This window comes from Pseudazoarcus sp. NS36 (assembly GCF_059703705.1).
Map to the genome: position 1 here is coordinate 37,853 of NZ_BAAKJA010000001.1, position 26,229 is coordinate 64,081.

At 65.2% G+C, this 26,229-nt stretch carries 24 protein-coding genes; 19 read left to right on the top strand and 5 right to left on the bottom strand.

Features of this window, described 5'->3' with window-relative positions:
• Nucleotides 1-14: 14 nt before the first annotated feature.
• A complete protein-coding gene (gene alaS / locus AC6H0R_RS00185) occupies nt 15-2,639 on the bottom strand; it encodes an alanine--tRNA ligase (protein WP_497579324.1) in 2,625 nt (874 codons plus the stop codon).
• Between the two features lie 169 nt (nt 2,640-2,808).
• Between alaS and AC6H0R_RS00190 the strand changes: the two genes are divergently transcribed.
• The 5 genes from AC6H0R_RS00190 to AC6H0R_RS00210 all read left to right on the top strand — a co-directional run bounded on the left by AC6H0R_RS00190 (nt 2,809) and on the right by AC6H0R_RS00210 (nt 8,717).
• Nucleotides 2,809-3,495, top strand: coding sequence for a response regulator transcription factor (locus AC6H0R_RS00190; protein WP_497579325.1), 687 nt, complete (start codon nt 2,809-2,811; stop codon nt 3,493-3,495).
• Nucleotides 3,492-4,778: a HAMP domain-containing sensor histidine kinase gene (locus AC6H0R_RS00195; RefSeq protein WP_497579326.1), complete on the top strand. Its 1,287-nt coding sequence runs from the start codon at nt 3,492-3,494 to the stop codon at nt 4,776-4,778. Before AC6H0R_RS00190 ends, AC6H0R_RS00195 begins: the two co-directional genes overlap by 4 nt.
• Before the next feature lie 26 nt (nt 4,779-4,804).
• Nucleotides 4,805-5,362, top strand: a complete 558-nt coding sequence (locus tag AC6H0R_RS00200) for a cob(I)yrinic acid a,c-diamide adenosyltransferase (RefSeq protein WP_497579327.1) — start codon at nt 4,805-4,807, stop codon at nt 5,360-5,362.
• Between the two features lie 115 nt (nt 5,363-5,477).
• Entirely contained in the window at nt 5,478-7,661 is a 2,184-nt protein-coding gene (locus AC6H0R_RS00205; protein ID WP_497579328.1) for a TRAP transporter permease, read from the top strand.
• Nucleotides 7,662-7,709: 48 nt separating this feature from the next.
• On the top strand, nt 7,710-8,717 hold the full coding sequence (locus AC6H0R_RS00210) for a TAXI family TRAP transporter solute-binding subunit (protein ID WP_497579329.1): 1,008 nt from the start codon (nt 7,710-7,712) through the stop codon (nt 8,715-8,717).
• 104 nt (nt 8,718-8,821) lie between these two features.
• Here AC6H0R_RS00210 and aroG read toward each other — a convergent pair whose 3' ends face one another.
• The 3 genes from aroG to yjgA form a co-directional block, all read right to left on the bottom strand.
• Nucleotides 8,822-9,910: a 3-deoxy-7-phosphoheptulonate synthase AroG gene (aroG, locus tag AC6H0R_RS00215; protein WP_497579330.1), complete on the bottom strand. Its 1,089-nt coding sequence runs from the start codon at nt 9,908-9,910 to the stop codon at nt 8,822-8,824.
• An 85-nt stretch (nt 9,911-9,995) separates the two neighbouring features.
• The gene (gene mog / locus AC6H0R_RS00220) at nt 9,996-10,583 is read right to left on the bottom strand and encodes a molybdopterin adenylyltransferase (protein WP_497579331.1); all 588 of its coding nucleotides are present in this window, start codon (nt 10,581-10,583) and stop codon (nt 9,996-9,998) included.
• Complete coding sequence (yjgA, locus tag AC6H0R_RS00225; RefSeq protein ID WP_497579332.1) at nt 10,580-11,146, bottom strand: ribosome biogenesis factor YjgA; 567 nt, start codon at nt 11,144-11,146, stop codon at nt 10,580-10,582. The genes mog and yjgA overlap by 4 nt, the downstream gene beginning before the upstream one ends.
• Nucleotides 11,147-11,206: 60 nt before the next feature.
• Between yjgA and pmbA the strand changes: the two genes are divergently transcribed.
• From pmbA to ribD, 10 genes are all read left to right on the top strand, one after another.
• The gene (gene pmbA / locus AC6H0R_RS00230; protein WP_497579333.1) at nt 11,207-12,547 is read left to right on the top strand and encodes a metalloprotease PmbA; all 1,341 of its coding nucleotides are present in this window, start codon (nt 11,207-11,209) and stop codon (nt 12,545-12,547) included.
• Nucleotides 12,548-12,686: 139 nt separating this feature from the next.
• Nucleotides 12,687-13,769, top strand: coding sequence for a TRAP transporter substrate-binding protein (locus AC6H0R_RS00235; RefSeq protein WP_497579334.1), 1,083 nt, complete (start codon nt 12,687-12,689; stop codon nt 13,767-13,769).
• 82 nt (nt 13,770-13,851) lie between these two features.
• Nucleotides 13,852-14,442 (top strand): TRAP transporter small permease subunit, encoded by a 591-nt coding sequence (locus AC6H0R_RS00240; protein ID WP_497579335.1) that lies wholly within the window; start codon nt 13,852-13,854, stop codon nt 14,440-14,442.
• The gene (locus AC6H0R_RS00245; RefSeq protein WP_497579336.1) at nt 14,442-16,226 is read left to right on the top strand and encodes a TRAP transporter large permease; all 1,785 of its coding nucleotides are present in this window, start codon (nt 14,442-14,444) and stop codon (nt 16,224-16,226) included. Before AC6H0R_RS00240 ends, AC6H0R_RS00245 begins: the two co-directional genes overlap by 1 nt.
• Before the next feature lie 31 nt (nt 16,227-16,257).
• Nucleotides 16,258-16,905: a histidine phosphatase family protein gene (locus AC6H0R_RS00250; protein ID WP_497579337.1), complete on the top strand. Its 648-nt coding sequence runs from the start codon at nt 16,258-16,260 to the stop codon at nt 16,903-16,905.
• 73 nt (nt 16,906-16,978) lie between these two features.
• Nucleotides 16,979-18,064: a TRAP transporter substrate-binding protein gene (locus tag AC6H0R_RS00255; RefSeq protein ID WP_497579338.1), complete on the top strand. Its 1,086-nt coding sequence runs from the start codon at nt 16,979-16,981 to the stop codon at nt 18,062-18,064.
• A 7-nt stretch (nt 18,065-18,071) separates the two neighbouring features.
• The gene (locus AC6H0R_RS00260; protein WP_497579339.1) at nt 18,072-19,157 is read left to right on the top strand and encodes a TRAP transporter substrate-binding protein; all 1,086 of its coding nucleotides are present in this window, start codon (nt 18,072-18,074) and stop codon (nt 19,155-19,157) included.
• 80 nt (nt 19,158-19,237) lie between these two features.
• Nucleotides 19,238-20,485, top strand: coding sequence for a serine hydroxymethyltransferase (gene glyA, locus AC6H0R_RS00265; RefSeq protein ID WP_497579340.1), 1,248 nt, complete (start codon nt 19,238-19,240; stop codon nt 20,483-20,485).
• A gap of 24 nt (nt 20,486-20,509) precedes the next feature.
• Nucleotides 20,510-21,031: a transcriptional regulator NrdR gene (gene nrdR, locus AC6H0R_RS00270; protein ID WP_497579341.1), complete on the top strand. Its 522-nt coding sequence runs from the start codon at nt 20,510-20,512 to the stop codon at nt 21,029-21,031.
• Nucleotides 21,012-22,109 (top strand): bifunctional diaminohydroxyphosphoribosylaminopyrimidine deaminase/5-amino-6-(5-phosphoribosylamino)uracil reductase RibD, encoded by a 1,098-nt coding sequence (ribD, locus tag AC6H0R_RS00275; RefSeq protein WP_497579342.1) that lies wholly within the window; start codon nt 21,012-21,014, stop codon nt 22,107-22,109. Before nrdR ends, ribD begins: the two co-directional genes overlap by 20 nt.
• Nucleotides 22,110-22,118: 9 nt before the next feature.
• Here the strand turns inward: ribD and AC6H0R_RS00280 are convergent, their stop codons facing one another.
• A complete protein-coding gene (locus tag AC6H0R_RS00280) occupies nt 22,119-22,994 on the bottom strand; it encodes an MBL fold metallo-hydrolase (protein ID WP_497579343.1) in 876 nt (291 codons plus the stop codon).
• Nucleotides 22,995-23,087: 93 nt separating this feature from the next.
• On the opposite strand from AC6H0R_RS00280, the gene AC6H0R_RS00285 reads away from it, so the two are divergent.
• The 4 genes from AC6H0R_RS00285 to AC6H0R_RS00300 are packed head-to-tail and all read left to right on the top strand — an operon-like array spanning nt 23,088 to nt 25,989.
• Complete coding sequence (locus tag AC6H0R_RS00285; RefSeq protein ID WP_497579344.1) at nt 23,088-23,405, top strand: ArsR/SmtB family transcription factor; 318 nt, start codon at nt 23,088-23,090, stop codon at nt 23,403-23,405.
• Between the two features lie 2 nt (nt 23,406-23,407).
• A complete protein-coding gene (locus tag AC6H0R_RS00290) occupies nt 23,408-23,848 on the top strand; it encodes a YeeE/YedE family protein (protein WP_497579345.1) in 441 nt (146 codons plus the stop codon).
• A gap of 10 nt (nt 23,849-23,858) precedes the next feature.
• The gene (locus AC6H0R_RS00295) at nt 23,859-24,272 is read left to right on the top strand and encodes a DUF6691 family protein (protein WP_497579346.1); all 414 of its coding nucleotides are present in this window, start codon (nt 23,859-23,861) and stop codon (nt 24,270-24,272) included.
• Nucleotide 24,273: 1 nt separating this feature from the next.
• Nucleotides 24,274-25,989, top strand: coding sequence for a SulP family inorganic anion transporter (locus AC6H0R_RS00300; RefSeq protein ID WP_497579347.1), 1,716 nt, complete (start codon nt 24,274-24,276; stop codon nt 25,987-25,989).
• Nucleotides 25,990-26,229: the final 240 nt, after the last annotated feature.

Here is a 26,229-nt window from a genome sequence, read left to right on the forward strand (position 1 = left end):
GAGTCTGCCTCCGATCAGCCCATGCGCTGACTGATCCAGTCAGCAACCGAGGCCAGCGCCGCCGGCAAATTCTCCGGCTGGGTACCGCCGGCCTGGGCCATGTCCGGACGGCCACCGCCCTTGCCGCCGACCTGCTGGGCCACCATGTTGACCAACTCACCGGCCTTGAGCTTGCCGGTCAGATCAGCCGTAACGCCGGCAATCAGGCTGACCTTGCCTTCACTGGCAGATGCCAGCACGACAGCGGCCGAGCCGAGCTTGTCCTTGAGCTTGTCCATGGTCTCGCGCAGGGTCGGCACGTCCGCGCCTTCCAGCGTTGCCGCCAGCACCTTGACGCCCTTGACCTCCACTGCCCGGGACGCGATGTCGTCGCCCTGGCTGGAGGCGAGCTTGGACTTCAGACGTGCGATTTCCTTCTCCAGCGCACGCACGTTGTCCATGATCCCGGCCACGCGCGACACGACTTCGTCCGGCTGCACCTTCATCGTTGCCGACAGCCCCTGCACACGACGCTCCTGCTCCTGCAGATAACGCAGCGCGTTCTCACCGGTGATGGCCTCGACGCGCCGGATGCCCGCCGCCACACCGCCTTCGGACACGATCTTGAAGAGTCCGATGTCGCCGGTGCGCGCCACGTGGGTGCCACCGCACAGTTCCTTGGAGCTGCCGATGGAGAGCACACGCACCTCGTCTGCGTACTTCTCGCCGAACAGCATCACCGCACCGGACTGCTGGGCCGCATCGAGCGCCATGACTTCTGCATGAGTCGATGTATTGGCCAGCACCTCACGGTTGACGATCTCCTCGACCTCGCGGATTTCCTCGGCCGTCATCGGCGCGTTATGCGTGAAGTCGAAGCGCGTCTTGTCGGGGTCAACCAGCGAGCCCTTCTGCTGCACGTGCGCGCCCAGCACCTCGCGCAGCGCCTTGTGCATGATGTGGGTGACCGAGTGGTTGCGCGCCGTGGCCGCGCGCGCAACGACGTTCACGCGCGCCGCAACGCTCTGACCCTTGACGATGCGACCGGTGGTGACAATGCCGTGGTGGCCGAACACGGCCGCCTGGATCTTCTGCGTGTCTTCGACCGCGAAGATGCCGCCACCGCCGCGCAGTTCGCCGCAATCGCCGACCTGACCACCGGACTCGGCGTAGAACGGCGTCTCGTCGAGCACCACCACACCCAACTCACCCTCGTTCAGCGCATCGACCTCGGCGCCGTCACGATACAGCGCCAGCACCTTGCCCTGCTCTTCCAGGCTGTCGTAGCCATGGAAATGCGTCTCGGGGCCTGCATATTCCAGTGCGGCCGCCATGCGGAACTTGCCGGCGGCGCGGGCTTGCGCCTTCTGGCGCGCCATCGCGGCGTCAAAGGCTGCGGCATCCACCGCCACTTCACGTTCGCGACAGATGTCGGCGGTCAGATCCAGCGGGAAGCCGTAGGTGTCGTGGAGCTTGAAGGCGGTTTCACCATTGAAAGTCTGGCCGCCGGCCTGAGCGATGGCATCAAGCTCGCCTTCGACAATCGCCATACCGTTCTCGATGGTGGCAAAGAAGCGCTCCTCTTCCTGACGCAACACCGCCGTGATGCGCTGCTGCTCGGCCACCAGTTCCGGATAGGCCTGGCTCATCTCGGCCACCAGATCGGCCACCATGCGGTGGAAGAACGGTCCGCGCGCGCCGAGCTTCCAGCCATGGCGGATGGCGCGACGGATGATGCGGCGCAGGACGTAGCCACGGCCCTCGTTGCCCGGAATCACGCCGTCGGCGATCAGGAAGGAACAGGCGCGGATGTGGTCGGCCAGCACCTTCAGCGACGGCGAATCCATGTCGGCGGCGGAGGTTTCACGCGCTGCCGCGGCAATCAGCGTCTGGAACAGGTCGATCTCGTAGTTGGCATGCACGCCCTGCAGCACCGCCGAGACGCGCTCCAGGCCCATGCCGGTGTCCACCGACGGCTTGGGCAGCGGATGCATCACGCCCTTGTCGTCGCGGTTGTACTGCATGAAGACGTTGTTCCAGATCTCGATGTAGCGGTCGCCATCTTCCTCGGGCGAGCCCGGCGGGCCACCCCAGATGTGCTCGCCGTGGTCGTAGAAGATCTCGGTGCAAGGGCCGCAGGGGCCGGTGTCGCCCATCATCCAGAAGTTGTCGGAGGCGTAGCGCGCGCCCTTGTTGTCGCCGATGCGGATGACGCGCTCGGCCGGCACGCCGACTTCCTTGGTCCAGATGTCGTAGGCCTCGTCATCCTCGGCATACACGGTGACCCACAGCTTGTCCTTGGGCAGCTTAAAGACTTCGGTCAGCAGCTCCCAGGCATACGCGATGGCGTCGCGCTTGAAGTAGTCGCCGAAGCTGAAGTTGCCCAGCATCTCGAAAAAGGTGTGGTGGCGCGCGGTGTAGCCGACGTTCTCGAGGTCGTTGTGCTTGCCGCCGGCACGCACACACTTCTGCGAGGTCGTGGCGCGTGTATAGCTGCGCTTGTCGAAGCCCAGGAACACGTCCTTGAACTGGTTCATGCCCGCGTTGGTAAACAGCAGGGTCGGATCGTCATGCGGCACGAGCGAACTCGAAGCGACGATCTGATGCCCCTTGGAGGCGAAGAAGTCGAGGAATTTCTGGCGGATTTCGGCGCTTTTCATGGCGGATTCTGGCCCGGTAAACGAGGCATTCCGGAGTAGGCTGGAAAGCGCAGAAGTCTAGCATGAGCGGGCCTTACGAGGCCTTCGTGCAAACCACAGGCGAGCGGATTGACACCTTCTTGAGGCGCGCTGCGCTAGGCTTGCACCAACACATTCATCATCCGACTCCATGACCACGCGCGTCCTCATCGTCGAAGACCAGTCCGCACTGGCCGCCAACCTCGAAGAATTCTTCGACGAGCATCGCTATGCCCTCGATTTTGCAGCCGACGGGCTGACCGCCCTGCATCTGCTCGCCACGCAGGAGTACGACGTGGTCGTGCTCGACGTGATGCTGCCCGGCGTGAATGGCTTCGAACTGTGTCGCCGTATCCGCATGGATCTGGGCAGCACCGTGCCGGTGATCTTCATGACCGCGCGCGGTGATCTGTCCGACAAGGAGGAAGGCTTCTCGCTCGGCGGCGACGACTATCTGGTCAAGCCGTTTGCATTGCGGGAACTGCAGTTGCGCATCGACGCACTGACCCGGCGCGAAGGGGCCAGCCGTGACGGTGCCCTGCGCGCCGGCCAAGTGAGCTACGACCCCGGCACACAGATGGCGCGCCTAGACGGTCACGGAGAGGTCATGCTGGGCGGCACCGCCGCACGCATCTTCGAACAACTGGTGCGTACCCATCCGCGCATCGTCACGCACGAAATGCTCAATCGCAGCATCTGGGGCACCGACGAAGGCGACCCGCACACGCTGCGCACCCACATCTACGTGCTGCGCCGAACCCTGGAGTCCGCGCTGGGCGCCTCGCTGGTCGACACCGTGCATGGCCGCGGCTACCGTCTGAAGCTGCCCGAAGCATGAGCGGCCGTTCGCTTGCCCGGCGGATCTTCCGCATCATCTTCGCCATCGGGGCGATCAACGTGGCGGTGACCATGATCGCCACCGAAGTCATCTACGAGGACGTCGAAGACACCATCCTCAGCCTTGAGTTGGCCCAGGAGCGCGCCTTCATCGAAGAGCGCATCGAAGGCGAGCGCCCCTACATATGGAAGACCGCCTTGCTGACCGGACTGTACGTTCCGGACGGCCAAACGCCCGAGAACATGCCCGAGTTGTTCGTCGGGCGCCCCATCCCGTTCTCGGCCGAAGTCATCGAAGGCGACAAGAGCTATCTGATCTCCATCGAACGTGCTGGACATCACCCCGGCGTGCTGTACCTGGCGCAGGACATCTCCATCCTCGAAGACCGTGAGGACTTCGTGCAGATCGCCACGGCGCTGCTGTGCGCCGGCATGCTGCTGCTCGGCCTGCTGCTCGCGCGCCACGGCACGCGTCGGGTCGTACGCCCCCTGCACACGCTGACACAGGACATCCGGCGCATCGAGCCGGGCTCACAGATCAACCGTATCGAATCCGCCTACAGCGATCTCGAACTGGCCGAAATCGCCCGCACGCTCAATGAGCTGCTCGGCGCACTCGATGCCTACATCCGGCGTGAAAAATCGCTCATCAGCCTGGCCAGCCACGAACTGCGCACACCGGTTGCGGTGATCACCGGAGCGCTCGACGTACTCGAACAGCGCGATTCGCTCGGCGAAGCCGACCGCCGCACGCTGATGCGCATCCGCCGCGCCACCAACGAGATGCGCAGCGACGTCGACGCCCTGCTGAAACTTGCCCGGCGCAACACCGACCAGGACGAGAGCACCTCGGTCGACCTGGCCGCCTGCGTGGGCGAAGTGGTGGCCGACATCAAGACCTTCTCGCCCGACACCAGCGAGCGCATTGCCTGTCACGCGCCGGCGCTGCCGATCCGCGTCATGGCCGACCGGGCGCTGGTGCGCATGCTGCTGCGCAACCTGATCCAGAATGCGGTGCGCCACACCCGCGCAACCGTGGAAGTCCATATTCACGCCGACCGGCTGCTGATCTGCGATCACGGCGAAGGCCTGCCCGAGCACGCCCGAGCACGCCTGGGAGAACCATCTTCGAGCCAGCCGGTCCCTGAAGACGGACTCGGGCTGTTCATCGTACGGCTCATCTGCGAACGCCTGGGTTGGCGTATCGCGGCAGACAGCAGCGGGCCCTCGGGCACCAACATCGAACTGCGGTTTGACGCGCTTGCGCCGCCGACCCCCCTATAATTCCGCTCCCCGACCGGAGAAGCTTCATGGGCAACCGCCTCAGCAAGATCTACACCCGAACCGGCGACGCCGGCACCACCGGCCTTGGCAACGGCGAACGCGTCTCCAAGAACAACCAGCGCGTGCACGCCATGGGCGATGTTGACGAACTCAACGCCATTCTCGGCGTGCTGCTTTGCGAAACACTGCCTGAAGACGTACGCGACTTGCTGACCGGCGTGCAGCACGACCTGTTCGATCTGGGTGGTGAGCTGTGCATCCCGGAGATGAGCCTGATCACCGCGCACCATGTCGAACGCCTCGAACAGACGCTCGACCGCCTCAACGAACCGCTCGCGCCGCTCAAGGACTTCATCCTGCCCGGCGGCACCCGCGCCGCCGCATTGACACATCAGGCACGCACCGTCTGCCGACGCGCCGAGCGCATGGTGGTCGCGCTGGCCGAAGGTGTCGATGAGCCGGTCAATGACGCCCCGCGCCACTATCTGAACAGGCTGTCCGACCTGTTGTTCGTGCTTGCCCGCGTGCTCAACCGCGCCGAAGGACACCCCGACGTGCTTTGGCAGAAAGGCCGAAACGCCTGAACTCGAGCCTGCAGTCCGAACAATCCACAATATCCGCCCCACAGCCTGCGCCCTATTCTCCCGGCATCTGACGTGCATCCGCTTGCACGCAAAAATCACGGATCCTGGAGAATTCATGGCGGACGACGACAAGTCGCTCGACGCACTCGACGAAGAGCAGCGCAAGCAGATCAAGGAACTGGCCGAGAAGGAAGCCAAAGCCGAACGGCAGCCTCCCGGGCTGTGGCAGTGGCTGGTTTCCCTGCTCGGCGCCGCGCTGGTACTGATCTACTTCTACGGCGCCGGCTTCCAGGCACTGCCCACCGAATACCACCTCGGCGTGTATGTGCTGATCACCTTCATGCTGGTGTTCCTGCTCTACCCGGCCGGCAGTCGCACTGCGCTGGGCGTGATGTCGGCCTTTGCCGGCCTGTTGCTGTCCGTGCTGGCGTCGAGCTATCTGGTGTTCGATTCGCCCTTTGCGCTGTGGGACCAGCTCACCTATTTCCGCGAGACCTGGGAGTACGACGGCCTTTCGCTGGCCCTGAAACAGGATCTCGGCCTGCTGTGGGTGCCGCTGGTACTGGCCCTGCCTTTCATCGCCGTGCTGGTGCCGCTCGACCAGTGGCTGGCGCGCCGCTTTTCTCAGGCCCCGACCGCCAGTGACCTGATTCTGGTCGTCGCCACCGTGGTGTCGATCATCTACTGGCTCAGCCAGTTCGAAGCGCTGAACTACCGCGCCGGCGCCGAGAACCAGCTCGACAAGCTGATCGGCGTGGTCGGTGTGCTGCTGTCGCTGGAAGTGTGCCGCCGCGTACTGGGCTGGTCGATCACGCTGGTCGGTATCGGCGCCATCGCCTTCGCGCTGTTCGGCCCCTACCTGCCGGAGCTGTTCGCGCACCGCGGCTTCAGCTTCGATCGCCTCGCCATCTCGCTGTTCATCACCACCAACGGCGTATTCGGCGTGATGGCCGGCGTGCTGGCGACCTATGTCATCCTGTTCATCTTCTTCGGCGCCTTCCTGCAGAAATCCGGCGCCGGCAAATTCTTCATCGATCTGCCGCTGGCCATCGCCGGCCGCTCCACCGGTGGCCCGGCCAAGGTTGCGGTGATGTCCTCCGCGCTGTTCGGCTCGGTCTCCGGCAGCGCCATCGCCAACACCGTGGCATCCGGCGCATTCACTATCCCGATGATGAAGCGCGCCGGCTTCAAGCCGCACGTGGCCGGCGCCATTGAGCCCGCAGCTTCCATCGGCGGCGCCTTCCTGCCGCCGATCATGGGCGCCGGCGGCTTCCTGATGGCCGAGCTGACCGGCCTGCCCTACACCCAGATCATGCTGTATGCGCTGGGCCCGGCAATCCTCTACTTCCTGGCCGTGTTCTGCATGGTGCATTTCGATGCCGCCAAGAACGGCCTGCACGGCCTCGACGATGTGCCGGACTGGCGCGGCGTGCTGCGTCACGGCTGGTTCTACGCCTTGCCACTGGTGGTCATCACGGCACTCATGATGATGGGCCGCTCGCCCGGCAACGCGGCCTTCTGGGCCACGCTGTCGTGCATCGCCGTGAGCTGGGTGCACAAGGACACGCGTATGGGGCCCAAGGAGATCTGGGAAGCCATCCTGGTCGGTGCGCGCAACACGCTGGTGATCGGTTCGACCGTCGGCGTGATCGGCATCATCGTCGGCGTCATCTCGCTGACCGGCATGGGCCTCAAGTTCTCCGATCTCATCATCCAGATGGCGGGCAACAGCCTGCTGCTGGCCATCGCACTGATCGCCATCGCTTCGCTGGTGCTGGGTATGGGCGTACCGGTCACCGCCTCCTATCTGATCATCGCGGTACTGGCCGTGCCGGCACTGGGTGAATACGGGGTTTCAGCCATCGCCGCACACATGATCGTGTACTGGCTGTCGCAGGATTCGAACATCACCCCGCCGGTGTGCGTGGCGGCCTACGCAGGCGCAGCGATCGCCAAGGCGGATCCGTGGAAAACCGGATGGACGTCGTTCAAGTTCGCGAAGATGCTCTACGTCACGCCGCTGCTGTTTGCCTACGTGCCGGGCATCCTGCTTGAAGGCTCGGGCTTCGACATCTTCACGGCCTTCTTCTCGGCCACACTCGGCACCATTGCCTTCGGGGCACTGGCCATGGGCTTCCTGCGACGCAGCACGCGCATGCACGAGTGGGTCGTGCTGGCAGTAGCCACCCTGTTGCTGTACTGGCCGACTTTCATCACCGACATCGCGGGCGTTGCCCTGGTCGCGCTGGTGTGGTGGCTGCAACGCGATGCCCAGCCGGTTCCATCGGCCCGGGCCTGAAGATCCAAGCTTCACCCTAGCAACACAAACCCAGAGGAGACCATCAACATGATGAACAAATTCTTCAAACTTCCCGCCACCTTCGGCAGCCTTGCCGTTGCAGCGGTTGCCGCGGTCACGCTGACCGCCGCGCCGACGGCGGACGCTCAGACCGCCCGCCTCGGCTTCTCCGGCGGCCCGGACGGCGGCACCTTCCAGTACTTCTCCAACGGCGTCGCCACGCACCTGTCGCGCGTCCTGCCGAACGCTCAGGTGTCGAACATGGTGTCGGCCGGCTCGGTCGAGAACCTGCGCCGCGTGAACTCCAAGGACGCCGACTTCGGCATCGTCTACTCCGGTGACCTGTTCCTCGGCATGAACGGCCGTCTGACCAACGACCCCACCAAATACCGCAACGTACAAGTGGTTGCCCACCTGTACGGCGCTCCGGGTCACCTGATCGTGCGTGAAGACTCCGGCATCACCGAAGTTTCGCAGCTCGAAGGCAAGCAAGTCGCCGTCGGCCCCGCTGGCTCCGGTGCCGCCGCCTCGGCCCAGCGCTTCTTCGAAAGCCTCGGTCTGTGGGACAAGATGAAGCCCTCGTTCATCGGCTACTCGCAAGGCGCTTCCGCACTGGGCGACAAGCAGATCGACGCGCTGTGGGTCTTCGCCGGCTTCCCGAACGCTTCCGTGATCCAGGCCGCCACCAGCAACAAGGTGCGTCTGCTTCAGGTGTGGGACGCCGCTCAGAAGGGCACGCTGCCGACCGACCACCCGTACTACGCCAAGACGACCATCCCGGCCGGTACTTACCCGGGCGTCGACTATGACGTGCATTCGATCTCCGACTCCGCCCTGTGGGTGGCTGGCCGCCATATTTCGGCTGACGACATGTACAAGTACACGTCCGAAATCTACTCCGACGCCGGTCTGAAGTTCATGCACTCGGTGTCCAAGGCTGCCAAGTCCATGACCGTCGACAACGCCCTGCTCGGCGTCGTGACCCCGGTGCACGCCGGCGCGGCCAAGTTCTGGGAAGAGAAAGGTCTGAAGCTGGACGACAAGCAGAAGCCGTAAGCCTGCGCGGGGCTCTGCCCCGTTTGCAGAACGCAAAAAGCCCGACCTTGCGGTCGGGCTTTTTTATTTGCACTACAGACAGGCCATCGCAGCCCGCCAGTGCCTCACTCCAGTTCGGAGGCCTTGCGCACGCGCCGGTTGCGCACCCCTTCGGCGAGCGTTTCGAGCACCGGAACGGTGTCCTCCCAGCCGATGCAGGCATCGGTGATGCTCTTGCCGTATTCCAGCGTCTGATCCGGCACCAGATCCTGACGGCCTTCCTTGAGGTGCGACTCGATCATCAGACCGATGATGCGATCCTCGCCGGCCGTCATCTGGCCCGCCACGTCTTCCGCCACCTCGATCTGCAGCGCGTGTTGCTTGCGGCTGTTGGCATGCGAGCAGTCGATCATCAGCTTGGCCGGCACACCCGAGGCGGCCAGCGCCTTGCAGGCAATATCGACGCTGGCGGCATCAAAGTTGGGGCCGCTGCTGCCACCGCGCAGGATGACGTGACAGTCTTCATTGCCTTTGGTCGACACGATGGCCGAATGCCCGGCCTTGGTCACCGACAGGAAATGGTGCGGCGACTGCGCCGCCTTGATGGCATCCACCGCAATACGCACATTGCCGTCGGTGCCGTTCTTGAAGCCCACCGGGCACGACAGGCCGGATGCCAGCTCGCGGTGCACCTGGCTTTCGGTGGTGCGCGCGCCGATAGCGCCCCACGAGATCAGATCCGCCACGTACTGCGGTGTGATCATGTCGAGGAATTCGGTACCGGCCGGCAAGCCCAGCTCGTTGATTTCCCACAGCAACTTGCGCGCAATGCGCAGACCTTCGTTGATGCGGAAACTGTTGTCGAGGAAGGGATCGTTGATCAGTCCCTTCCAGCCCACGGTGGTGCGCGGCTTCTCGAAGTACACGCGCATCACGATCAACAGGTCTTCGGACAGGCGATCGGCCTCGGCCTTCAGGCGGCGCGCGTACTCCATGGCCGCATCGGTATCGTGGATCGAACACGGCCCGACCACCACCAGCAGACGGTCATCCGCGCCATACAGGATGCGGTGAATGGCCTGACGCGCCTCAAAGGCCGTGCGCGCAGCAGCTTCCGTGGCCGGAAACTCGCGCAGCACGTGCGTCGGAGGCACCAGCTCCTTGATTTCCTGGATGCGGGTATCGTCAATCGGGGTCTTGGACGTTGCAGACATCATGTGCACCAACACAATTTCGGGGAAGACGGATTCTACTCCGTCGGCACAACCCGGCGCGAACCGGGTTTTCCGCAATGCATCATCAAGCTTTGGGACGCAGCGCGTGCTTGGGCCGGAAGACCTTGATGACCTTCTCGTCGGCTTCCACGTAGGGGCCGCCAATGAGGTCGATGCAGTAGGGAATCGCCGCAAATACGCCGGTGTGCACCACCTTGCCGTCTGCGTCACGCAGCCCTTCCAGCGTTTCTCGGATGGCGCGCGGCTGGCCCGGCAGGTTCACGATCAGACAGGTGCCGCGCACGACCGCCACCTGACGCGAGAGGATCGCGGTCGGCACGAAGTTCAGGCTGATGCGGCGCATCTCCTCACCAAAGCCCGGCATTTCCTTGTCACCCACCGCCAGCGTGGCTTCCGGCGTGACATCACGCAGCGCCGGGCCGGTACCGCCGGTGGTCAGGATCAAGCCACAGTTGTGGGTATCGGCCAGCTCCTTCAGCGTCGCCTCAATGATCGGGCGCTCGTCGGGAATGAGGCGAGTCTCGGCGCTCCACGGCGAGGTCAGCGCACTGCCCAGCCAGTCACGCAGGGCCGGAATGCCCTGATCCTCGTAGGTGCCTTCGGAAGCCCGGTCGCTGATCGAAACCAGGCCGATGGTGATGTGATCGCTCATGCAGTCTCCGTTTCATCGGGTTCTTCGTCGTCGCGCACCGGCGCGCCATCGAGCTCGCGAAGGATGCGGAAGATCTCGCGGTAGGCGCGCGGCGGCTTGTTCTGTTCGCGTTCTTTCAGCGCATTGCGGCGCTGCGTGCGCAGGTGCTGCAAGTCGGCATGCGGCCACTGCTCGACGATGCGGCCGGCCACTTGCTCGTCGGCCAGAAAATCGTCGCGCAGGCGCTCGAGCCGGTGATGGCGTGCGATCTCTTCCTTCGACACATTCTTGAAGGCGTCCAGCGCCGCGCGGATGGGCTCGGCCTCGACGCCGCGCATCAGCTTGCCGATGTACTGCATCTGGCGTCGACGCGCCTCGTGTTTGGTGATGCGACGCGCATCCATCACCGCTGCACGCAGGTCTTCGGGCAGATCCATGCGCTTGAGCCGGTCGGCCGGAAGCTCGACCAGTTCGACACCGATTTCCTGCAGCGCATGCATCTCGCGCTTGCGCTCGCTCTTGCTGGGGGGGCCGTCGAAAGCGTCTTCGGCCGCGTCGTCATGGTTTCGCCAAGCGTTGCTCATCGGGAGGTCGGGTGCTGGATCGGGTTAAGATTATAGCCTTTCACCGCCAGCAGCCCGCCCATGTCCGACTCCGGTTTCTCCTTCTCCCACGATCGTCTGCGCGAAATCGCCGCCCGTGTCGTCGAACTGGCCCGCGCACGCGGCGCCGACGCCTGCGAGGCTGAAGTCTCCGAAGGCTTCGGCCAGACCGCCAGCGTACGCAAGAGCGAGGTCGACACCATCGAGTACAACCGCGACAAGGGCGTCGGCGTCACGGTGTATCTCGGGCAGAGCCGCGGGCACGCCAGCACCTCCGATTTCGGCGATGCCGCGTTGGCCTCGACGGTAGACGCCGCGTTGTCCATCGCACGCTTCACCGCCCCCGACCCGGCCGCCGGCCTGCCCGAGGCTGCGCAGCTGGCGCAGGACTGGCCCGATCTCGACCTGCACCACCCGTGGCCGCTGGCCATTGAAGAGGCCATCGAGCTGGCGCGCCGATGCGAACAGACCGCCTATGCCGCCGGGCCGCAGATCACCAACTCCGAAGGCGCCAGCGTGTCCACGCAGCAGGCGCATTTCGTGCTGGCCAACAGCCTGGGTTTCCTCGGCGGTTATGCTTCCTCGCGCCACAGCGCCTCGTGCTCGGTCATCGCCGGCAAGGGCGACGGCATGCAGCGCGAATTCTGGTACGACTCGCGCCGCGACGCAGCCGACCTGGACAGCATCGAATCCATCGGCCGCAAGGCCGGTGAACGCGCCATCGCCCGCCTGGGCGCACGCAAGCTGTCCACCTGCGAGGTGCCGGTGTTGTTCGAGGCGCCGGTGGCGCTGACGCTGCTCGGCAATTTCACGCATGCCGTGAGCGGTGGCGCGCTGTACCGCAAATCCAGCTTTCTGCTCGACTCGCTGGGCGAGCAAGTGCTCTCGCCGCTGGTATCGATTTCCGAGCGCCCGCATGACCGCAAGGTCTTCGGCTCCGCACCGTTCGACAGCGAAGGCGTGGCGACCACGCCGCGCGACGTGGTCGCCAAGGGCGTGCTGCAGGGCTATTTCCTGTCGAGCTATTCGGCGCGAAAACTCGGCATGCAGACCACCGGCAACGCCGGCGGCTCGCACCATCTGGTAATGACCGGCGGCGACGAAGGCTTCGACGCACTGGTGAGGCGCATGGGCCGCGGCCTGATCGTCACCGAATTGCTCGGCCAGGGCGTCAACTACGTCACCGGCGACTATTCGCGCGGCGCTGCAGGCTATTGGGTCGAGAACGGCGAAATCCAGCACGCGGTCGAGGAAGTGACCATTGCCGGCAATCTGCGCGACATCTTCCGCAACATCGTGGCGGTCGGTAACGATGCCCTGCCGCGCAGCGCCAAGCGCTGCGGTTCGGTGCTGATCGAGCGCATGACGGTGGCCGGCAGCTGACGGTTCAGCCTACCGCTTTCGGGCGAGCGGCCGCCCACCCGGCGGCGTGGGCGCAATACGGGTTATCCGAGGTTCCAGCCCCACGGGCCATCCATATAATCCGGCGCACCATTCAACCCGGTAAAGGGAAGGAGTCGAAGTGGAACGTCGCAAATTTCTGAAGCAGGCCGGCATCGCCGGCATCGTCGCCAGCGCCGCCGCGCCGGCCATCGTCAGCGCTCAGCAGAACATCCGCTGGCGTCTCGCCTCCAGCTTCCCGAAGTCGCTCGGCACCCTGTTCGGTGGCGCCGAAGCCTTCGCCAAGAGCGTGACGGAAGCCACCGGCGGCAAGTTCGAGATCTCGGTGCATGCAGCCGGTGAGCTGGTTCCGGCCTTCGGCGTGCTCGACGCCACGCAGTCCGGCACCATCGAGTGCGCGCACACCGCGCCGTACTACTTCTTCGGCAAGGACGAGACCTTCGCGCTCGACTGCTCCATCCCCTTCGGTATGAACTCCCGCCAGCAGACGGCGTGGATGTACGAAGGCAACGGCCTCAAGCTGATGCGTGAGTTCTACGCCGCGTACAACATCATCAACTTCCCGATGGGTAACTCGGGCGCCCAGATGGGCGGCTGGTACCGCAAGGAAATCAAGTCGGTTGCCGACTTCGACGGCCTGAAGATGCGCATCGGTGGCTTCGGCGGCCGCGTGTTGGCCAAACTCGGCGCCCTGCCGCAGAACATTCCGGCCGGCGAGATCTACCAGACCCTGGAAAAAGGCACCATCGACGCCGCCGAGTGGATCGGCCCGTACGACGATCTGCGCCTGGGCCTGCACAAGGTTGCGCCGTACTACTACTTCCCGGCCTGGTGGGAAGGCAGCACGCAGTTCACGCTGTTCGTCAATGACAAGGCCTTCAACGCCCTGTCGCCGGAGTACAAGGCCATCGTCCGTCAGGCCGCCAGCGACGCCCACGTGCGCGTGCAGGCCCGTTACGACGCCCTGAACCCGACCTCGCTCAAGCAGCTGATCGCCGAAGGCGCCAAGCTCAACCGCCTGCCCAAGGACGTCATGGACGCCGCCTTCAAGGCTCGCAACGAGGTGTACGCCGAGCTGAACGAGAAGAACCCGAAGTGGCGCAAGATCTACGCCGACTACTCGGCCTTCATGCGTGACGCGTTCCAGTGGGAAGGCATCGCCGAGGGCAGCTACAACCAGTACATGGCCGCCCAGAAGCTGTAAGCCTCACCCGGCCGCCCGCGCTCACCAGCGCGGGCGGCTTTTTTTTGCCGCCGGGCTTTCCAGCCCTCTTCAGGGAGTCCCGATGGGATTTCTGCTCAAGATTTCCGCGCTCATTGATTCGCTCAACCGTCTGATCGGCAAAGCCATGATCTGGTTGATCCTTGCTGCTGCCGTGATCAGTGCCGGCAACGCCATAGCGCGCAAGGCCTTCAGCCTGGGCTCCAATGCCTGGCTGGAGATCCAGTGGTATCTGTTCGCGGCCGCCTTCATGCTCGGCGCGGCAGCCACCTTCCTGAACAATGGCCACGTGCGCATCGACGTGCTGGCTGGCAAGCTCCCGGGGCGCAAACGCGCCCTCATCGACATCGGCGGCATCCTGATCTTTCTGCTGCCCCTGTGCTGGTTCATGATCGATTTTTCGTGGCCCATCGTGTCGCGCGCATACGAATTCAAGGAAATGTCCTCCAACGCCGGCGGCCTGATCCGCTGGCCCGTCTACGCCATGTTGCCGGCCGGCTTCGCGCTGCTCGGGCTGCAGGCCATTTCGGAACTGATCAAACGCATCGGCTTCCTCACCGGGCAGGCGCCCGACCCGCTGGCGCAGGATGACGCCCACGCGCCGGCTGCCATTCCGGACGGCGCCGCGGATAGCATCGACGGGGGGCACCGCTGATGGAGTTCCTCGCCACCAACCTCGCGCCGATCATGTTCGGCGCGGTCGTGCTGTTCCTGCTGTCGGGTTTCCCGGTGGCCTTCGCGCTGGCCGCCTGCGGCCTGTTCTTCGGTTTCATCGGCATGGAACTGGGCCTGCTGCCCGGCACCATGTTCCAGGCCCTGCCGTTGCGCGTGTTCGGCATCATGCAGAACGAGACGCTGCTGGCGATTCCGTTCTTCACGCTGATGGGGCTGATCCTCGAACGTTCCGGCATGGCCGAGGACCTGCTCGACACCATCGGCCAGGTCTTCGGCCCGGTGCGCGGCGGCCTCGCGCTGGCAGTGATCTTCGTCGGCGCCCTGCTCGCGGCCACCACCGGCATCGTCGCCGCGTCGGTGATCTCGATGGGTCTGATCTCGCTGCCGATCATGCTGCGCTATGGCTATTCGCGTTCGCTCGCGGCCGGCGTCATCACCGCATCCGGCACGCTGGCCCAGGCACTGCCGCCGTCCATCGTGCTGATCGTGCTGGCCGACCAGCTCGGCCGCAGCGTCGGCGACATGTACAAGGGCGCTTTCCTGCCGGCCTTCATCCTCGTCGGCATGTACGTGCTGTACGTGGTCGCGCTGTCGATCTTCTCGCCCAAGTCGGCACCGGCCCTGCCCCCCGAAGCGCTCAAGTACAAGGAGCCGGACGGCAGTGCCGGCATGCGCTCGCTCGGCGTGCTGATGGCCGTGCTGGCCCTCACCGGCGTCGTCTTCGCCCACTTCTACGGCGACCTGCTCGGCTGGATGCAGGGCGCGCCTGCCAACCCGGCGACAGACGAAACGGTGGTCGTCGCGCTGACAGTGTCCACCGCGCTGGGCCTCACGCTGGCTCTGCTCAACAAGGCCTTCAAGCTGGGCCTGCTGTCGCTCATCGCCGAGCGCGTGGTGTTCGTGCTGATTCCGCCGCTGGCGCTGATCTTCCTAGTGCTCGGCACCATTTTCATCGGTATTGCGACACCGACCGAAGGCGGTGCCATGGGCGCCGTCGGCGCGCTGCTGATGGCCTGGGCACGCCGCCGCCTCGACTGGCAGCGCCTGCGCGACGCACTCGAATCGACCACCCGCCTGTCGGTGTTCGTGATGTTCATCCTGATCGGCGCGACGGTGTTCAGCTTCACCTTCACCGCCGCCGACGGCAAGGAATGGGTCGAGCACCTGTTCGATCAGTTGCCCGGCGGCCAGCTCGGCTTCCTGATCTTCGTGAACGCGGTGATCTTCTTCCTCGGCTTCTTCCTCGATTTCTTCGAGATCGCCTTCATCCTGATCCCGCTGCTCGCACCGATCGCCGACAAGCTCGGCATCGACCTGATCTGGTTCGGCATCATGATCGCGATCAACCTGCAGACCTCGTTCCTGACGCCCCCCTTCGGCTTTGCGCTGTTCTACCTGCGCAGCGTCTCGCCGGTCACGTCCTACCTCGACCGGATCACGAAGAAGCGCATCGAGGGCATGCGCACCTCCGACATCTACCGCGGCTCGATTGCCTTCGTGGTCATCCAGCTCACGCTGCTGGGCCTGCTGATGGCTTTCCCGCAACTGGTCACCGGCAACCTCGACGCCAAGGTCGAAGTCGATCTGGACACCATCCAGATTGCACCGGAAGGTGGCGGCGGCTGGGGCGACAGTGGCGGCAGCTCCGGTGGTTGGGGCGATACCGGTGGCGGCTGGGGCACCTCCCCCGAAGTACCGGCTTCACCGGGTGAAGAAGCCCCGGCCGCGCCGGCCGAAGACAACTGGGGGCGCAGCGCCTGGTGATCCACACGTGTGCTCATTTACCATTACGTAAATGAGCACACGACCGACCACTTTCTGCCTCATCCGTCACGGTGAAACCGCGTGGAATGCCGAGCGCCGCATTCAGGGCCAGATCGACATTCCACTCAACGCCGTCGGCGAAGCCCAGGCGCTGGCCACTGCTGCGGCACTGCAAGCACAGCACTTCGATGCCGCTTTCTGCAGTGACCTGGGCCGTGCTCACGCCACGGCGCAAGCCACCACCAGCAAGCTCGGCATCACGCTGAACCCCGATCCGCAGCTGCGCGAGCGCCACTACGGCATCTTTCAGGGCCTGACCTACGCCGAGGCGGAGCAGCAGTATCCGCAGGACTTTGCGCGCCACCGGGCGCGCGATCCGGACTACGCGTTCCCGGCCGGCGGGGAGAGCCTTGCGCTCTTCTCGGCACGCATTCATGCCGTCATCGAACGCATCGCCGCAGCCCACGCCGGCGGTCGCGTGCTGGTCGTCACGCACGGCGGAGTACTCGACATCCTTCATCGTCTGGCCACCGGCAAGTCGCTCAGCCAGCCGCGCGATTTCACCATCCCCAACGCTGCGCTGAACTGGATTGCCCATGAACCGGGCGGCTGGCGGATGCTGGCCTGGGGCGAACAGGATCACCTCGAACACACTCGCGACGAACTACCGCGTAGCTGAGCGGCCGCGCTTCCGGTAGGCTTGCCGCCCATCGTGCGCCCGCGCACCCGGAATGCATTGGAGAAAAATCCGCATGAGCAACCGTCGCCAGTTCCTGAAAGGTTCCGGCCTCGCCGGCATTCTGGCCGCCGGCACAGCGCCCGCCATCGTCATGGCGCAACAAAACGTGCGCTGGCGTCTGGCTTCGAGCTTTCCGAAGTCACTCGACAACCTGTTCGGCCCGTCCGAACTGTTTGCGCGCAACGTGAGTGACGCCACCGGCGGTCGTTTCCAGGTGTCGCTGTACGCCGCCGGCGAACTGGTGCCGGCGTTCAGCGTGGTGGATGCGGTACAGAACCACACCGTCGATTGCGCCCACACCGCGCCGTATTACTTCTTCGGCAAGGACGAGACTTTCGCCTTCGACACCGCCATCCCCTTCGGCATGAACTCGCGCCAGATGACGGCCTGGATGTACGACGGCAACGGCATGAAGCTGATGCGCGAGTTCTACGCGCAGTACAACATCGTTAACTTCCCGCTGGGCAACACCGGCGCACAGATGGGCGGCTGGTACCGCAAGGAAATCAAGTCCGTTGCAGACCTGAACGGCCTGCGCATGCGCATCGGCGGCTTCGGCGGGCGCGTGCTGGGCAAGCTCGGGCTGCTGTCGCAGAACATTCCCGCGGGTGAGGTGTATGCCGCGCTGGAGAAAGGCACCATCGACGCCACCGAGTTCGTCGGTCCCTACGACGACCTGCGCCTGGGCCTGTTCCGCGTGGCGCCCTACTACTACTTCCCGGCCTGGTGGGAAGGCGGCGCGCAGGTCTGCCTGTACATCAACAGCAAGGCCTGGGCTGCGCTGTCGCCCGAGTACCAGGCCATCGTGCGGCTGGCCGCTAGCGAATCGCACATCTCCATGCAGGCACGCTACGACGCCCGCAACCCGGCCGCGCTCAAACAGCTCATTGCCGAAGGCGCCAAGCTCTCGCGCATGCCGCGCGACGTGATGAACGCCGCCTTCAAGGCCTCACGCGAGGTCTATGCCGAGCTCAACGACACAAACCCCAACTGGCGCAAGATCTACGGCGACTACGCGCGCTTCCACTCCAGCCAGATCCAGTGGGAGCCCGTCGCCGAGGGCAGCTACAACCAGTACATGGGTTCGCAGAAGCTCTGAGGCCGGCATGAGCACGCGCCGCGCACTGCTCAAGAGCGCCGGTCTGGCCGGCATCCTCGCCACCGGCGCCGCACCGGCCGTGGTCATGGCCCGCCGCAACATCCGCTGGCGACTGGCATCGAGCTTTCCACGCTCGATGGACGCGCTGTTCGACGCCGGCGAGCGCTTCGCCCGCAATCTGGCCGAGGCCACCGACGGCCGCTTCACCGTCACCCCCTATGCCGCCGGCGAAGTCGTGCCGGCCTTCAGCGTGGTCGACGCAGTGCACGACCGCACGGTGGACTGCGCCCACACCGCGCCCTACTACTTCACCGGCAAGAACGAGGCCTTCGCGTTCGACTGCGCCATCCCCTTCGGCATGAATTCGCGCCAGATGACGGCCTGGATGTATGACGGCAACGGTCTGCAGCTGATGCGCGAGTTCTACGCCCAATACGACATCGTGAATTTCGTGATGGGCAATTCCGGCACGCAGATGGGCGGCTGGTTCCGCAATGAAATCCGCTCGCTGGCCGAACTGCGCGGCATGCGTTTTCGGATCGGCGGTTTCGGCAGCCAGATCTTCGAACGCCTGGGCGCCGTGCCGCAGACCATCCCGCTGGCCGAGGTGTATTCGGCCATGGAGCGCGGCGCGCTCGACGCCGTGGAGTTCGTCTCGCCCTATGACGACCTGCGCCTCGGCCTGCACAAGGCCGCCCCCTACTACTACGCGCCCGCCTGGTGGGAGGGCAGCGGCCAGCTCTCGCTGTACGTCAATGCCCGCGCCTGGGCCGAGTTGCCGGACGACTACAAACGGCTGGTGCAGCTTGCGGCATCGGACGCCCACGTATCAGTGCAGGCGGCCTACGACGCGCGCAACCCGCCGGCCATGAAACAGCTCATCGCCGAAGGCGCAAAGCTCGTGCGCATGCCGCGCGAACTGATGGATGCCGCCTGGCGCGAGGCCGAAGCCCTGTATGCCGAACTTCACCAGCGCAACCCGCAGTGGCGCCGCATCTTTGCCGACTACCGTCGCTTCCAGCGCGACCAGGTGCAATGGCATGGCGTGGCCGAAGACAGCTACAACCAGTACCTGAGCAACGCACGCCTGTAACGCCCGAGGCGTAAGGGGCCATACAGGGTCTGCGTGCTAAACTTGCGGCCTGTTTTCATCACGCAAGCGAGCGCCACCGAATGTTCTCTGCGAAAGACACCCTGGCCCTGACCGACCCGGAACTGTGGGCTGCCGTATCCGCCGAAAACCACCGTCAGGAAGAACACATCGAACTGATCGCGTCGGAGAACTACGTCTCCCACGCCGTGATGGAAGCGCAGGGTTCGCAGCTCACCAACAAGTACGCCGAAGGCTACCCCGGCAAGCGCTACTACGGCGGTTGCGAGTTCGTCGACGTGGCCGAGCAGCTGGCCATCGAGCGCATCAAGAAGGTCTTCGGTGCCGAAGCCGCCAACGTGCAGCCCAATTCCGGCTCGCAGGCCAACCAGGCCGTGCTGATGGCCTTCGCCAAACCGGGCGACACCGTGCTCGGCATGAGTCTGGCCGAAGGCGGTCACCTCACCCACGGCATGAAGCTCAACATGTCGGGCAAGTGGTTCAACGCCATCTCCTACGGTCTGAACGACAAGGAAGAGATCGACTACGACGCGATGGAACGCCTGGCCCACGAGCACAAGCCACGCATCATCATCGCCGGCGCTTCGGCCTATTCGCTGCGCATCGATTTCGAGCGTTTCGCCAAGGTGGCGAAAGACGTCGGCGCGATCTTCTGGGTCGACATGGCGCACTACGCCGGCCTGATCGCCGCCGGCCTGTACCCCAACCCGGTGCCGCACGCCGACGTCGTCACCTCGACCACCCACAAGACGCTGCGCGGCCCGCGCGGCGGCATCATCCTGATGAAGGCCGAGCACGAGAAGGCGCTGAACTCCGCGATCTTCCCCGGCCTGCAGGGTGGCCCGCTGATGCACGTCATCGCCGCCAAGGCCGTAGCTTTCAAGGAAGCGCTTGAACCGGGCTTCAAGGCCTACCAGCAGCAAGTCATCACCAACGCCCAGGCCATGGCGCGCACGCTCACCGAGCGCGGCCTGCGCATCGTCTCGAACCGCACCGAGAGCCATGTCTTCCTGCTCGACCTGCGCGCCAAGAAGATCACCGGCAAGGACGCCGAAGCGGCGCTGGGCCTGGCCCACATCACCGTGAACAAGAACGCCATCCCGAACGATCCGGAGCGCCCGATGGTCACTTCCGGCATCCGCATCGGCTCGCCGGCCATGACCACGCGCGGCTTCGGTGAAGCCGAATCGGTGCAGGTCGCCCACCTCATCGCCGACGTGCTCGAAGCCCCCGCCGACGAGGCCGTGCTGGCCCGCGTGCGTGCGGCCGCGGCGGTGCTGTGCAAGCGTTTTCCGGTGTATGGTGCGTAAGCTCAACCACCCGGAACTGCGCGCATGAAATGCCCGTTCTGTGGCGATCCCAATACCCAGGTGACCGACACCCGGGAAAATGACGAAGGCGACGTCGTACGTCGCCGTCGTCGTTGCGTGGCCTGCGACAAGCGCTTCACGACCTACGAGCGCATCGACCTCAAGATGCCGCAGATCATCAAACGCAACGGCGTACGCACCGAATTCGACCACGACAAGCTCGCTGCCAGCTTCAAGCTCGCGCTGCGCAAGCGCCCGGTCGCACTGGAAGCCATCGAAGCCGCCATCGACCGCATCGAGAGCCGTCTGCTGTCGCTGGGCGAACGCGAGATCGCCAGCGCCAAGCTCGGCGAACTGGTCATGGACGAACTGCGCAACCTCGACCAGGTGGCCTACGTGCGCTTCGCCTCGGTGTATCGCAACTTCACCGACGTCGACGCCTTCGCCGACCTCATCAAGGAGGTCAAGACCCGCCCGCGCCGCGGCCGCCCACCCGGCAAGGCCGGCGCCACCACCCCGGTCGAAGATGACCTTTTCAACGACTGACCACGCAATGATGGCGCGCGCGCTGCGGCTTGCGGCGCGCGGTCTGGAAACCACCACGCCCAATCCGCGCGTGGGCTGCGTCATCGTGCGTGACGGCCACATCCTTGCCGAAGGCTGGCACGAACGCGCCGGCCAGGCTCACGCCGAAGCCGCCGCCCTGGCCGTAGCCGGCGAAGCCGCCCGCGGCGCCACCGTCTACATCACGCTCGAACCCTGCGCCCACCACGGCCGCACCCCGCCCTGCGCCGAGGCGCTGGTACGCGCGGGAGTCGGTCGCGTCGTGGCCGCCATGTCAGACCCCAACCCAAAGGTCTCCGGCCGCGGCTTCGCGTTGCTGGAGGATGCCGGCATTCCTTGGCAGGTCGGTCTGCTGGAGGCGGAAGCGCGCGAACTGAACATCGGCTTCATCTCGCGCATGACGCGCGGCCGCCCCTGGCTCCGCCTCAAGGCCGCCAGCACGCTGGACGGCAAGACCGCCCTGGAGAACGGCGTGAGCCAGTGGATCACCGGCCCCGCCGCCCGACGTGACGGACACCAGTGGCGCGCTCGCGCCTGCGCCGTGCTCACCGGCTTTGGCACCGTCAAGGCCGACGACCCGCAGCTCACCGTGCGCGATGTGCCGTGCAGCCGCCAGCCGCTGCGCGTGGTGGTCGACGCCCGCCTGGAAACCCCGCCCACCGCACGCATCCTGCAAGGCGGCAATGTACTCATCGCCTGCGCCGCGCGCGACGAAGCCCGCGCGGCCGCACTGGAAGCCCTCGGCGCCGAAGTCGTGGTGCTGCCCAACTCCGCCGGCAAGGTCGATCTGCCCGGCCTGCTGGCTGAACTGGCCAACCGAGGCATCAACGAAGTCCACGCCGAAGCCGGCTTCAAGCTCAACGGCTCACTGCTGCGCGAAGGCTGCGTGGACGAGCTGCTGCTCTACATGGCCCCGATGCTGGTCGGCGACGCCGCCATGGGCATTTTCAACCTCGCTCCCTTCACCAGCCTCGACCAGGCGCTGCGTCCGAAGCTGCATGATGTGCGCCGCATCGGAGACGACATCCGCATCATCGGGCGGCTCTCTCCGCTGCCCTGACCCAACGTCTCACAAGGCGTTGAGCGGAATCTTCAGGTAGGACACCCCGTTTTCCTCGGCCGGCGGCAGTTCGCCGGCGCGGATATTCACCTGCACCGACGGCAGGATCAGCACCGGCATGTCCAGCGTCGCGTCACGTTTGGTGCGCATCGCAACGAATTCGTCCTCGCTGATGCCATCATGCGCGTGGATGTTGCCGGCACGCTGATCGGCCACCGTGCATTCCCACTTCGGCGTCCGATCATCCGGCGGATAGTCGTGGCACATGAACAGCCGCGTCTCGTTCGGCAGGCTCAGGATACAGCGCGTCGAGGCGTATAGCGCACGCGCGTCACCACCGGGGAAGTCACAGCGCGCCGTACCCACATCCGGCATGAACAGCGTGTCGCCGACAAACACCGCGTCGCCCACGTGATAGGCCACGCAGGCCGGCGTGTGGCCAGGCACATACAGGATCTCGGCCTCCAGCTCGCCGATACGAAAACGCTCACCCTCGGCAAACAGGTGGTCGAACTGCGAGCCGTCCATGCGGAACCCTGGCTCGAGATTGAAGACGCCCTTGAACACCTTCTGCACGCGCGTGATGTGGCTGCCGATGCCGATCTGCCCGCCCAGATGCTTGCGCAGATACGGTGCGGCCGAGAGGTGATCGGCGTGGGCATGGGTTTCGAGAACCCACTGCACGCGCAGATCGTTTGAACGCACATAGTCGATCACCCTGTCGGCGGACTCAAAGCGCGTGCGGCCGGACTTGGGGTCGTAGTCGAGCACCGAATCGATGATGGCGCACTGGCTGCCCCGCCCGGCGTGCACGATGTAGGTCACCGTCCAGGTGTTCGGGTCGAACAGACCATGGACTTGTGGGCGCGGGCTGTCGGCGTTCATCTGTCGCTCCTTGTGCATCAGTAAATGCGAATATATTGACGAATACTTTACAGGTCAATATATTGTTGTCAGCTAATTTTGCCAGCCCGCCCGATGACACCGGACACCCTTGAACTCGAATCCATGCACTGCTCTGCCGAGCGTGCCTGCGCGCTGATGAAGGTGCTCTCCAACCCGGACCGGCTGATGGTGCTGTGCCGTTTGTCGCAGGGCGAACTCAGTGTCGGCGAGATCGAGGCCGCGCTCGGCATCCGCCAGCCCACCCTGTCGCAGCAACTTACCGTGCTGCGCGAGCAAGGCCTGGTCGCCACCCGCCGCGATGGCAAGAACATCTATTACCGCGTCGCCAGCGATGAGGCGATGGCCGTCATCCGCGTGTTGTACGAACAGTTCTGCAGCAAGGGAGCGTAATCATGAGCATCGACTGGGCCAACTTCACCCCCTGGGCATCGCTTTCCGGGGGCATTCTGATCGGCGTAGCCGCCGCGCTGTTCGTGCTGCTCAACGGTCGCATCCTGGGCATCAGCGGCATTCTCGGCGGGCTGTTCCAACCCAAAGCCGGGGACGCCAGCTGGCGCATCGCCTTCCTGCTCGGCCTATTTGCTGCGCCCTTTGCCTACGCCCTGCTCGCCCCGGCGGACTTCATCACCGCACCCACCATCGACGCCAGCTGGGGCCTGATCGTGCTAGCCGGCCTGCTGGTGGGCATCGGGACGCGCTACGGCTCGGGCTGCACCAGCGGCCACGGCGTGTGTGGGCTGTCGCGCCTCTCCCCGCGCTCGCTGGTCGCCACGCTGGCCTTCATGGGCGCGGGCTTCGCAGTCGTGTTCGCTGTTCGTCATGTTTTCGCCTGAGGAGCCGGCCATGCACAGACTCACCGAATTCCTTGTCGGCCTGATCTTCGGTCTCGGCCTGATCCTGTCGGGGATGACAGACCCCGCCAAGGTGCTGGGCTTCCTCGACCTGTTCGGCCACTGGGATCCGTCGCTGGCCTTCGTCATGGGCGGCGCCATCGCCGTCGGGCTGTTCGCCTTTGCCATCGCCAAGAAGCGTACGAAGAGCTTTCTCGGCAGCGCCATGCAGCTGCCCAGAGCCACACAGATCGACAAACGTCTGGTCATAGGTGCGCTGGTCTTCGGCGCCGGTTGGGGTCTGGCCGGCTTCTGTCCGGGCCCGGCATTGGTCACCATGGCCTCGGGCGAGCTCAAGGTGCTGGTTTTTGTCATCGCCATGCTCGCCGGCATGGGCATTTACTCCCTGCTCGAAAAGCGCGCCTGACATGCGCTGGCTGCCGCGCCTGACCGTACTCGACTGGGGGCGCGGCTACAGCCGCCAGACCCTGCTTGGCGACGGCATGGCGGCCGTCATCGTCACCATCATGCTGATCCCGCAGAGCCTGGCCTACGCCATGCTCGCGGGCCTGCCACCCGAAGTCGGGCTGTACGCCAGCGTCGCACCACTCGTTGCCTACGGGCTGTTCGGCACCAGCCGCGTGCTGGCCGTCGGCCCGGTAGCGGTGGTGTCGCTGATGACCGCCACCACCATCGGCACGTTTGCCGCCGCCGGCTCCGAGGCCTACTGGGCCGCCGCGATCACGCTGGCTTTTCTATCCGGCCTGATGCTGCTCGCCATGGGCCTGCTGCGGCTGGGCTTTCTCGCCAGCTTTCTGAGCCACCCGGTGATCGCCGGCTTCATCTCGGCCTCCGGCCTGCTGATCGCCGCCGGGCAACTCAAGGTTGTGCTGGGCATCCGTGCCGAAGGCCATACCTTCATCGAACTCGTCCCGTCGCTGCTCGCGCAACTGGGCAACACCCACTGGCTGACCGCCGCCGTAGGGCTCACGACGCTGGCCTTTCTGTTCTGGGCGCGCAGCCGGCTCAAGCCGCTGTTGCTGCGCATCAAGCTGCCGCCTCGGCTGGCCGACCTGATCGCCCGCGCAGCACCGGTGTTCGCCATCGCCACCACCACCGTGCTGACCTGGCAACTGGGCTGGAATGAGGCCGGCGTGAAGATCGTCGGCACCGTGCCGCAAGGCCTGCCGCCGCTCACGCTGCCGGTTTGGGACTTCGCGCTGTGGCAGCAATTGGCCGTGCCCGCGCTGCTGATCAGCGTGGTCGGCTTCGTCGAATCCGTGTCAGTCGGGCAAACGCTGGCCGCCAAACGCCGCCAGCGCATCGAGCCCGATCAGGAACTCGTCGCGCTCGGCGCCGGCAACCTGTCGGCGGCCTTTACCGGCGGCTACCCCGTCACCGGCGGCTTCGCACGCTCGGTGGTCAATTTCGACGCCGGTGCACAAACACCGGCTGCCGGCATGCTCACCGCCGTCGGCATCCTGCTCGCCGCCCTGCTGCTCACGCCCGCGCTGTACTACCTGCCACAGGCCACGCTGGCCGCCACCATCATCGTCGCCGTGCTGTCGCTGGTGGATTTCGGCGTACTGCGCCGCACCTGGGCGTATTCAAAGCCGGACTTCGCCGCTGCGCTGGCCACCCTGCTCACCACGCTGACGCTGGGCGTGGAAACCGGCCTCATCGTCGGCGTGGCCGTGTCGCTCGCGCTATTCCTGTTCCGCACCAGCCGCCCGCACATCGCCGAAGTCGGCCTCGTGCCCGGCACCGAACACTTCCGCAACATCCACCGCCACCAGGTGCTGACCACGCCCGAAGTGCTCAGCCTGCGCGTGGATGAAAGCCTCTACTTCGCCAACGCCCGGGCGCTCGAAGACCGCATCAACGCCGCTGTTGCCGCCAACCCCAGGCTGCACCACGTCGTCCTGCAATGCTCCGCCATCAACGACATCGACGCTAGCGCGCTGGAGAGCTTGGAGACCATCAACCGCCGCCTGCACGACGCCGGCATCCTGCTGCACCTCTCCGAAATCAAAGGCCCGGTCATGGACCACCTGCAACGCAGCGACTTCCTCGAACAACTCTCCGGCAAGGTCTTCCTCACGCACTATCAGGCCATTCAGGAACTGGCCCCGGAGTTGGGCTGAATCGCATTCGCCGCCAAAGGCGCCTACGATACTGATGTCACTTTGAGGTAAAGGAGCCCCCGCTGATGAAGCACCTTTCGCCCGAACAATCCTTACGATTGCTGCAGCGCCTGTGGGACAGGCGCCTGGTGCCGCTCAACGCCCCGGGTGCAGGAGAGCGTCTGCGCTCGGTCATGACGCAGGCCGCGAAACGTGCCCGAGTGCGGCCAAGACAGGACTGAATAGCACCGGCCCACCCGC